Source organism: Streptomyces sp. SID5785 (genome assembly GCF_009870065.1).
In the GTDB taxonomy this organism is placed as follows: Bacteria; Actinomycetota; Actinomycetes; order Streptomycetales; family Streptomycetaceae; genus Streptomyces.
The window spans coordinates 1-10,054 of sequence record NZ_WWIA01001061.1; the positions used below are offsets into that span (position 1 = coordinate 1).

7 protein-coding genes are annotated in these 10,054 nt (G+C 70.7%); 3 read left to right on the forward strand and 4 right to left on the reverse strand.

The window, feature by feature from the left end:
- On the reverse strand, positions 1-895 hold an 895-nt coding region (locus tag GTW43_RS34310; RefSeq protein ID WP_161305874.1), incomplete at its 3' end, for an MFS transporter.
- Between the two features lie 446 nt (positions 896-1,341).
- Between GTW43_RS34310 and GTW43_RS34315 the strand changes: the two genes are divergently transcribed.
- A complete protein-coding gene (locus GTW43_RS34315) occupies positions 1,342-3,396 on the forward strand; it encodes a bifunctional glycosyltransferase 87/phosphatase PAP2 family protein (RefSeq protein WP_343246203.1) in 2,055 nt (684 codons plus the stop codon).
- On the opposite strand, the gene GTW43_RS34320 is transcribed toward GTW43_RS34315, so the two are convergent.
- The 3 genes from GTW43_RS34320 to GTW43_RS34330 form a co-directional block, all read right to left on the reverse strand.
- A complete protein-coding gene (locus GTW43_RS34320) occupies positions 3,386-4,597 on the reverse strand; it encodes a helix-turn-helix domain-containing protein (RefSeq protein WP_161305876.1) in 1,212 nt (403 codons plus the stop codon). The genes GTW43_RS34315 and GTW43_RS34320 overlap by 11 nt on opposite strands.
- 182 nt (positions 4,598-4,779) lie before the next feature.
- Positions 4,780-6,372 (reverse strand): DUF6801 domain-containing protein, encoded by a 1,593-nt coding sequence (locus tag GTW43_RS34325; RefSeq protein ID WP_161305877.1) that lies wholly within the window; start codon positions 6,370-6,372, stop codon positions 4,780-4,782.
- 113 nt (positions 6,373-6,485) lie between these two features.
- Complete coding sequence (locus tag GTW43_RS34330) at positions 6,486-7,082, reverse strand: hypothetical protein (protein ID WP_161305878.1); 597 nt, start codon at positions 7,080-7,082, stop codon at positions 6,486-6,488.
- A gap of 456 nt (positions 7,083-7,538) precedes the next feature.
- Between GTW43_RS34330 and GTW43_RS34335 the strand changes: the two genes are divergently transcribed.
- The gene (locus GTW43_RS34335) at positions 7,539-8,468 is read left to right on the forward strand and encodes a hypothetical protein (protein ID WP_161305879.1); all 930 of its coding nucleotides are present in this window, start codon (positions 7,539-7,541) and stop codon (positions 8,466-8,468) included.
- 487 nt (positions 8,469-8,955) lie between these two features.
- Positions 8,956-9,972: an ATP-binding cassette domain-containing protein gene (locus GTW43_RS34340; protein WP_161305880.1), complete on the forward strand. Its 1,017-nt coding sequence runs from the start codon at positions 8,956-8,958 to the stop codon at positions 9,970-9,972.
- Positions 9,973-10,054: the final 82 nt, after the last annotated feature.

Below are 10,054 nucleotides of genomic sequence, written 5' to 3' on the forward strand. Positions count from 1 at the left end.
AGGTCGGCATGTACGACAGGAGCATGTAGTCGGTGACGTTGAAGACGAGGACGAGGGCGATGCACAGCATCATGGCGTTGCCCGCGCCCTTGCCGACGAACATGTCGCGCAGCTTCGGCTTCGGCTGGGACTTCTGCTTGGCCTCGGCCTCCTCGGCGAGCTTCTGGAAGGCCGGGGTCTCCTCCAGCTTCATCCGCACGTACAGGCCGACCAGACCGATCGGGCCCGCGATGAGGAACGGGATGCGCCAGCCCCACCCGTACAGGTCGCCGGAGGACATCAGCGTGGTGAGGGCGGTGGCGAGGCCCGCGCCCGCCACGTAGCCGATCAGCGTGCCGAACTCGAGGAACGAGCCGAAGAAGCCGCGCCGCTTGTCGGGCGCGTACTCGGCGATGAACGTGCACGCGCCGCCGTACTCGCCGCCCGTCGAGAAGCCCTGCACCATGCGGGCCACGATCAGCAGCACGGGCGCCCACACGCCGATGGCACCGTAGGACGGGATCAGGCCGATCGCGAACGTGCCCGCCGCCATCATGATCATGGTGATGGCGAGGACCTTCTGGCGGCCGATGCGGTCGCCGAGCGGGCCGAAGAAGGCGCCGCCGATCGGGCGGACCAGGAAGGCCGCGGCGAAGGTGCCGAGCGTTGACAGGACCTGCGCGGTGCTGGAGGCGGTCGGGAAGAAGACGTGGCCCAGGGTCGCGGTCAGGTAGCCGTAGACGCCGAAGTCGAACCACTCCATCGCGTTGCCGAGCGCTGCCGCCTTGACCGCGCGCTTGACCAGCGACGGATCCGTGACGGTGACATCCCGCTGCTCGGCGGAGGTGCGGTGGTCCGGTGCCGCGGGGGCTCCGGACCTGCTGGTACCGGGGGCGACGGAGAGAGTGGACGACAAGGTCTCGCTCGCCTGCCTTTCGTGGGGGACACGGGCAAGGGCCGTTCACGCGGAACGGCCCTGAAGGGACGATAGGGGCGGACCGGGCGGTAACGGGTAGTGTTCGCTCCGCGTCGCTCCGTTGCGATACCCGGCCTGGCCTGGGCAGATGTGGGCGCGAGCAGCCCCGTCTCGACCGCCTCGCTGTGAGGTTTGTCGCGGAACCGATCCGTGCAGCACGCAACGGAATCGGCCTCGCGGCGCCGTCTTCCGGCCGGATTCCGGTGGAAAGTCAGGTGAACCGGGGGTTGCCCGCGTCTTCGGTACGGGGCGGTGCGAACCTCTGGGGAGGCCTGCAAACGGCTCACGGGGGAGGATTCAGGGATGGAACGGGCGTTCGTGCGCGGGCGCCGACCGAGGCTGGAGGCCGACGGCACGTGGCGAACGCGGAGCGGACAGGACGACCCGTGACGGGACCGGTGGCCCCGGCCGGCGGAGGGGACACGGGGCGGCTGACCGCCGCACGCGCCCTCCTGTGGCTGCTGGCCGCGCTCCTCGCGGCCCGCCAGCTCGTCGCCGTCCTGTCCACACCGCGCGGCGAACGCCTCACCGACCTGGAGACCTGGATCGGCCCCGAGGGCGTCCTGCACGTCAGCGGCTCCCTCTACGACGGGGCCGACGGATCCGAGCGGTTCACCGGCACCCCGTTCTCCGGGCTCGTCCTCAGACCCTTCTCCGTCGCCGCCGAGCAGGCCCTCGGCTGGGGCTGGACCTTCGGCTCCCTCGCGCTCGTCGTCGCCCTCGGGATGATCGCCGCCCGCGCCCTGCCGCAGCCCGTCGCCCGCCGCACCTCGCTGCTCGCCGCCCCCGTCGCGATCAGCCTCCTGATGCTGTCCCTGCCGGTCCGCAACACCTTCACCACCGGCCAGACCAGCATCATTCCGGTCCTGTTCGTGCTGCTCGGCTGCTTCGTCGTCCGCGGCGAGCGCGGCGAACAGACCTCCGGCGTCCTCATCGGTGTCGCCGCCGCCCTCCAGCCCACGGTCCTGCTGTTCGCCCCGCTCCTGTGGTGCACCGGGCGCCGCCGCGCCGCCGCCGGCACGCTCGGCACCTTCGCCGCCGCCACCGCCCTCGCCTGGGCCGCGCTGCCGCAGGACTCCTGGACGTACTGGGTCCACCACCTCGCCGGCGCGGGCCTCGCCACCGACCCCGCCGCCACCGCGAACCAGTCCCTGCACGGCATGCTGCTCCGCCTCGGGATCCAGGGCCCCGGCGAGATCGCCCTCTTCCTCGCGCTCGGTGCCGCCGTCGCCGTCCTCGGTCTGCGCCGCGCCGTCCGCTACGCCCGCGACGGCCAGCTGCTCCTCGCGGTCGCCGTCACCGGCTGCGTCGCGGTCGCCGTCTCCCCGACCACCTGGCAGCACCAGCTCCTGTGGGTGCTGCTCGCCGTCGTCGGCCGCGTCGGCAAGCGCGCCTCCGACCGCTACATGTGGCCCGTCCTCGTCGTCCTGGCGCTCACGCTGCCCGCGACGATGATGCTGCCGAACATGACGTTCCTGAACCCCGTGCGGGACAACGTCGTGCTCATCGCCGCGCTCGCCGCCGCCGTCGTCGTCCCGTTCCTCGCGCGCACCTCACCGCTCTACGCGACCCCGCACCCCACCGACTACGCGGCGCCCGCCCCCGCCCGCTGGTCCTGGGTCCCGCTCCTGCCGGTCCTGCGCCGGGTCACCAGCCGCCCCAACCTGATTCTCGAGCTCATCCTGATCCGCGTCGGCTACTCCGCCTACCAGCAGGTGCGGCTCGCCGCGACCGGCGGCACCAACTCCGGCGGCCGCGCCACCGCCGAGGCCCACGGCCACCGGATCCACTCCGTCGAGCAGTTCCTGCACATCGACATCGAGCACGCGATCAACCACGGAGTCGTCGCCCACGCCCCGTGGCTCAAGGACTTCTTCAACTTCTACTACACGTCCTTCCACTTCGTGGTCCCGCTCGCGGTCCTCGCCTTCATGTACGTCCGGCGGCCCGCCGAGTACCGCTGGGGACGCTCCGCGCTCGGCTTCGCGACCCTGCTCGCACTCGTCGGCTTCTGGGCGTTCCCGCTGGCCCCGCCGCGCCTGATGCCGGGCCTCGGCTTCATCGACACCGTCCACGGCGTCCAGGACTTCTCCCAGCCCGACTACGGCACGCTCACCCAGCTCACCAACCAGTACGCCGCGATGCCGTCCCTGCACTTCGGCTGGTCCCTGTGGTGCGGCATCGTGATCGCGGTCCTGGCCCGCCAGTGGTGGCTCAAGGCCCTGGGCCTGCTCCACCCCCTGTTCACCGTCTCCGCGATCATCGCGACGGGCAACCACTGGGTCCTCGACGCGGTCGGCGGCGCGGCCGTCGTCGGCCTCGGCTTCCTCCTGACGTACGTGATCCAGGGGCCCCGGGCGAGAACCGGCCCCCGCCGGCCGAAAGACCCCGGGTCGCAGCCGGACAGTGACGCGGGTGAGGCACAGAAGGTCAGTGTGTGACGCCCCCGTCGTGGAGGTGGAGGGCCCGTAGCGCCGCCTCCATGGCGAACCGGCGGTCCGGATCGTCGAGTTGGCCGTCGAAGTGGGCCTCCAGATTGCGGAGGCGGTAGCGGACGGTCTGGGCGTGGACGCCGAGGGCGTCGCCGACCTGGTCCGCGGTGCCGCGCGTGGTCAGCCAGGCGTGCAGCGTCTCGACGAGGCGGGTGCGGCGGGTGCCGGAGGACTTGTCGAGCGGGGCCAGTTCGCGGTGGGCGATCTCGGTGACGAGCGACGGGTCGGACAGCAGCCAGAGCGTGACCAGGTGGTCGGCGCTGTCGAGGACGGGGGCGTCGGCAACGATGTCGTCGTCGACGAGCTGAAGGACCCGTCGTGCCCAGCGCAAGGAGTCGGCGGCCTGCGCTGTCGGCATGGTGAGTCCGAGGGCGAGGGGAGTGCCGTAGGCGGCGGACTCCAGCATCTCGCGGCGGGCGGGCGTGAACGGCCCGGGGATGAGCAGGTGCGGCTGCGGGACCCCGAGATCGGCGAGGACATCGCCGTCGAGGGAGGCCTGGATGTGCTCGGGGACCGGTGCGCGCAGGGCGATGAGGGTGACCTCGTCGGGAAGCGTCCAGTGGGCCTGTTCGCACAGCTCCGTGATGGTCGCGTGGTTGAGCGGCGTTCCGGCGAGGAGCAGGTGGAGCAGCCGTCTTCGCATGGTGTCGAGCGCCGAGCCCGATCGCCCCTGCACCTCCTGGTAGCCCTCGCGTGAGAGCGCTCCCAGTTCGTCGATGTACGCGAAGAGGGCGTCGGCGAAGGTGAGCAGGAGGGTGGGGGAGAGGTCGTAGCGCCGGCCGATGGTCTTGGCGCGGCGCAGGGCGACCCGGGCGCCGAGACGGTAGGCGCCCTGAAGCGTCTCCAGGTCGCGGCCCTCGTAGGCCTCGACCCGCCCGAACTTGCGCAGGAGTTCGTCGCGTACGGCCGAGGGGGCCTCCGGGTCGGCGACGCGGTCGACGAACGCGGACAGCGCGTGCTCGACGCCCTGGCGGATCGCGGCGGCGTTCGGACCGTTGAGGAGGTGGGCGTACTCGGGGTACGCGCGGGTCACCTCGACCCGGATCTCCTTGATGAGTCCGGGCAGTTCGGGCCGCATGATCGCGGCGAACTCCGGGGGCAGCGGGCCGAGCGGCTCGTTCACTTCAGGGGGTTGTACGCGCTGCGGCATGGCACGGTCCTCCGCGTCTGGCGCCCGGTGGGGGGACGGGCGTCCGCGAGGGCCTGAGGGGTGGCCCGTTCGGTCCTTGCGGTGACCGTCAGGTGCGTACCTTTGGGAACTCCTGTGAAAGTAGAGCAACTTGAATGTGGTGTACACCACTTGCGCGGCGGTTGGCTGGAAGTGAGGGGGTGTCAGCGCGCCTCGTCGCCGGGCAGCGGCGGGATGACGGGCGGGCACTGCGGGGTGCCGGGGAAGTCGGGGAGGCAGGTCACTGCCTGGTTCATGACGATGTAGTTGTCCGGCCCGCTGATCGAGGCCGTGAACAGGGGGTCGAGATCCTCGCCGTGTGTGCCGCAGCCGGAGAACGCGGGGATGTCGACCATGCCCTTGAGGATGCCGCCCGAGAGGACGTTGATGTAGCGACCGGTCGTCGAGGTGAAGTCGCCGCGCAGCGTCACCCGGTACGGCTTGGTGGTGCGGCAGTCAGGACCGACGTCCAGGGGCGTGCCGTTGACCTCGACGTCGTGCAGGCGCAGCGACTGGAGGAACGTGGCGACGGCGAACGGCTTGGCGTTGGGGGAGGAGCCGATGGTGCCGGTGGAGATGGTGATCTGCTCGTTCTCGAACGAGGCCTTGGCGGTGACGGGGGTGAAACCGAACCCCAGGAAGGTCGACTCGGCGTCGGGCAGGGCAAGTTCCCCCAGGTTGTCGATGCGTGAGTAGAAGGGTCCGGGGGCGATCGAGCCCTGGGTCTGCATGCTCGCGCGGACGTTCATCAGGCCCGGCTCCTTGGCCGGATCGTTGATGACCATGGAGCCGTCCAGCTTCTTGATGGTGCTCAGGCCCACCGCGTACGCGCAGGCACGGATGCCCGGCTGAGGCTTCAGCGGGCCCAGGACGGTACCCGGCAGGGGGTCCGGGATCTGGCTGAGGTCCGGTACTCCGGTCGGGGCCGGTCCGCAGGTGCTCGCGCCGGTCGGGCCGTCCTCCTGGGGGGCCACGGCGATGCCGTCCCGCCGGGTGCCGCGGCTGTCGGGGGCGCCCGAGGCGGACGGCTCACCCGTGCCCGTACTGCCGTCCGGGACGCTGATGTGCGCCAGTCGCGTCGTGGCCGGATCCTTGTCGGCCGGGGCGCAGGTGAGGGTGAAGGACGACGCGGTGGCGGGTACACCGTCGGTCGACGGGGTGAGTTTCAGGGCGAGCGAGCCTGCGTGGAGGTCCACGTCTCCCGCGTCGCTCACCGTGATGGTGGGGGCCTCGCCGGTGGCCGCGAGGTGCACCGCGCCGTCCGACGGAGGAACGGCGGCGTCGGCCGTCAGCCCCGACCAGGTGGCGTCCGCCGATGCCTTGCCCTGCTGGATGCGGACGCCGAGCGCCCCGTCGGAGGCCAGGCCGTTCGCACCCGGGGGGAGCAGGCCCGCGAGGCCGTCGAAGGGCAGGGCCGCCTCCACCGTCACGGTGCCCGGCCGGATCGGGCGGCCCGGCGCGGCGGTCAGGGGCAGTTGGGTGCCGATCCTGACGGAGGCGCGCACGGTGGAGTCCCCGGCGGACGGGGTGGAACCGCCGGCGGAATCCGTCGCGCCCCCGGACGGGTCCGAGGTCGTCGGCGGCGGGTCGGGCACCGCGCAGTCGTAGGCGATCTGCGCGGTGGGCTGCCCTTCGTCCGCGTGCGAGCCCGGCCCCGAGAGCAGACCCGCGGCGAGCACGACCGAGGCGATCGGTGCCACCCGTAGCGAGCGCGCGACGCTGCCGCGCCCGCCGCCCTGCCGCCGTTGCGCTGTCATCCTGCGGACCTCCCCTGTGCGGTGCTGTACGGCCGGCCCCTGGACGCGGCCGGGCCCGCCGCCGGTGACCGACCGGCGGCGGGCTGAACGGGACGGAGCAGAACGTCACGGGGTCACGGAGAGGACACGACCGGGGTCTGGTCCAGGACGTAGTCCCCGATGAACTCCGCGTGGTCGCCCTCGCTGATCAGCCCGAGGCAGCTGGCGCCGGCCTCGGCCGCCAGCGTGCCGCCGCCGGTGACGTGCAGGGTGTGGGTGCTGTTCTGGTAGTAGCCCTCCACCGAGCCGGAGAACGTCGCGTCGCAGCCGATCCCGGTGATGGTGGCGCTGATCCCGGTGATGTTGCCGTGGGCCTCGTCGGTGCCGTTCATGCTCTCGAGGTTGATCGACCACGGCAGGGCGCTCGGCGTCACGTCGAAGGGGATGCCCGCCACCGAGCAGTTGTTGAAGGAGATGTCGTCGACGGTGCCGATGCCCGCGCCGGCGAGTCCGGAGCCGTCCTTGATCGTTCCCGACGCGTCCGAGGAGTCGCACTGCAGCTGGGTCGCGGGCACCGAGAGCGTCGGGTTGACGGCATGGGCCGTGTAGTCGCCGCCGCCGGTCACGGTGAACGTGGCCAGCGCCCCGGCCGAGGCCTGGGTGACGGACAGGCCGAGTGCCGCGCCGAGTGCGACGGTGGCGAAAGCGGTGTTGCGGACAAGTCTGCGCACGAGAAATCCCTCCAGGGATGGTGGCGTACGAGATGGAATGCGCCGCCCGGCAGAGAGGCAGGGCGGGCTATGGCTCAACTCCACACGGACAACACGGATCTGGATGAGCAGCGGCTGTCCGTCGCCTTCCAGAGGGACGTTACGAGCAAGTAACCACGGCGTGCAATGGAGTGGCGCGAGATTCCTCCCCCGCGCGAGAACTCGCCGGTTTTCTTGTCCGTCCGCGCCTAAACGCGGGGCTGGTTCTTGTCGAGGGGTGAGGACTTTGTGTGGAGCGCCGGGAATTACTCATGCGCCGAGCAGGACGGCCGGCGTTCTGCTCACTTTCTGCTGAACGCGCGAGTAGTGGAAAACCTGTCAACGAGGCCATTGCCGCGCAAGGTTTCCCGCCAGTAACGTCCCGGGGCGCCCCCTCCCTCCTCGTGCGCATTCGACCTCTGTGAAGGGAAGTCCGCCATGCCCAAGCTCAGAAACGCCTCGGTGCTGGTCGCCGCGACGGCGCTTGCCACGCTGGCGTCCGTGACCCCGTCCTCGGCGGCCACCGAGCTGAACGGCGCCTGGGCGCCGTTCACCCGCTGCCCCGTCGACGATCCCGCCATGCTGGCCGCCGACGGCCGGCAGGACATCGCGATCTGCATCGCCTCCAGCTCGGCCAGTGGCTCCATCAAACTGGGCAACACGCAGGTCCCCACGGGCCGTACCGACCTCCAGGCGGGTGTGCTCACGCACGCGGACGGGACGACCACCGTCGTGTCGCCCGCGGGCGGCGCGCTCGTCGCGGACTCGGCCCAGCTGCCGGGCGGGCTCCTCGGGCTGATGTGCCCCGCGGACGACATCCCCGTCATCAGCGACCTGTGCAGGAAGATCACCGACGCGACCCTCAACCGGGTCGACGCCACCATCGAATCGGTCAACAACCCCAGCGAGTTCCAGCTGCTCGCGGGCGTCGCGCAGGGCAAGCCGATCATCGCCCTCCCCGTCCGCATCAAACTGGAGAACCCGCTCCTCGGCAGCAAGTGCTACATCGGCTCGGCCAAGGACCCGATCGTGCTCAGGCCGCAGAACACGACGGCGCCGGCGGTGAAGACGCAGCGCTTTGACCCCGACGGCACCACGAACGCGACCGGGGTGATGGGCCAGATCAGCGCCCTCGGCGCCACCCAGGGCGACGCGGCGTACACCGCTCCGGGCGCCAACGGGTGCGGGTTGCTCGGCGCGCTGGACTGGGCGGTGAACCTCAAGACGGGACTGCCGGCCGGGTCCGGGACGAACAACGTCGTCCTCAACGACACGTCGACATACGTCGCGGCGTTCGCGAGCCCGGCGTCCGCGGTGCCCAACGAAGGGGCCCTGCTGTCCCAGTACTGGCACGCGGGCGTGAAGTGACGCCGGTGCGGGGTGGGTGTGCGCCGTGCGCTTCATCAGGCGCGGACAAAGCGCCGGGTCGCATTCATCCCGCGCTGACAAGAACAGATGCGCTGTTCGCGACCGGCCGGAAACTTGGTGGAGTGCTATTGCCGGGCGAGGTTACTCGGCCGTAGCGTCAAAACCGCGGCCGCTTGGCTCCAGGTCGACAACCCCCTGCCGACCTGGAGTTCTCACGGGGACAGCTCGGTCCGATTCCTCCTTCCGGATCGGATTCCCCGCGGGTGGGGTCCTGTGAATCCAGCCCCCCGGAGGCACGGGACCCCACCCGATTCCCCTATGCGATTGCTCATCCGATGACAAGGAATTCCCGCCGGTTTGTCAGCCGGTGACAAAGGGCGGACGGGCGGGCGGAATTCGGTGCCGCACTGCTTGTCCCGGCAGTGACAAACCACTTAACGTGCGCCTCCCGGTGCACATGCGGACACGAGTGCCTGCTGGAGGTGACATGGGAATCGAAGTACAGGTCGAGGGCCTCACCAAGTCCTTCGGCAAGCAGCAGATCTGGCAGGACGTCAGCCTCACCCTGCCGGCCGGCGAGGTGAGTGTCATGCTCGGGCCGTCCGGTACCGGCAAGACCGTCTTCCTGAAGTCGTTGATCGGGCTGCTCAAGCCGGATCGTGGCCGGGTCCTGGTCGACGGCGTCGACATGGCCCGCAGTCCCGAACGGGACATCATGGAGGCCCGCAAACTGTTCGGGCTGATGTTCCAGGACGGCGCCCTGTTCGGCTCCATGAACCTCTTCGACAACATCGCGTTCCCGCTGCGCGAGCACACGAAGAAGAAGGAGTCCGAGATCCGTCGCATCGTGATGGAACGGATCGACGTGGTGGGCCTGTTGGGCGCCGAGGGCAAGCTGCCCGGCGAGATCAGCGGCGGTATGCGCAAGCGGGCCGGGCTCGCGCGGGCGCTCGTGCTCGATCCGCAGATCATCCTCTGCGACGAGCCCGACTCCGGGCTCGATCCCGTCCGTACGGCGTTCATCTCGCAGCTCCTCATCGATCTGAACACGCAGATCGACGCGACCATGCTCATCGTCACGCACAACCTCGACATCGCGGCGACCGTGCCGGACAACATGGGGATGCTCTACCTGCACAACCTCGTGACCTTCGGGCCGCGCGAGGTGCTGCTGACGAGCGAGGAGCCCGTGGTGCGACAGTTCCTGACGGCGGATGTGGTCGGGCCGATCGGGATGTCGGAGGAGAAGGATGCGGTGACGCTGGCCGCTGAGGCTTCGGGGGCCGGGGCTTCTGGCTCCGGCTCTGCGGCTTCTGCGCCGCGGGAGCTTGTGCCGCAGCTTCAGCCGTCTCCGGGGCTGGGGGAGCGGGCCGCTGTCGCGCGGCGGCGGGAGCGGGTGTTGAGGCTGCTGCCGACTCTGCCGGAGTCTGCGCAGCGGGCCATTCGGGCCACGCACGGGGTGTCGCCGACGGTTGTCATGCCGCGGGTCGGGGGTGCGGGGTGATGGCGGCTCTGCGCCGTTGCGGGTCGGGTGCCGGTTCGCGGCCGCGGGTCTCGTCGTGGCTGGTCGCGCAGTTCCCCGCGCC

Coding starts and splice junctions, on each gene's coding strand:
- GTW43_RS34325 (WP_161305877.1), bottom strand. CDS start 6,372: ATGACAGCGCAACGGCGGCAGGGCGGCGGGCGCGGCAGCGTCGCGCGC.
- GTW43_RS34320 (WP_161305876.1), bottom strand. CDS start 4,597: ATGCCGCAGCGCGTACAACCCCCTGAAGTGAACGAGCCGCTCGGCCCG.
- GTW43_RS34340 (WP_161305880.1), top strand. CDS start 8,956: ATGGGAATCGAAGTACAGGTCGAGGGCCTCACCAAGTCCTTCGGCAAG.
- GTW43_RS34335 (WP_161305879.1), top strand. CDS start 7,539: ATGCCCAAGCTCAGAAACGCCTCGGTGCTGGTCGCCGCGACGGCGCTT.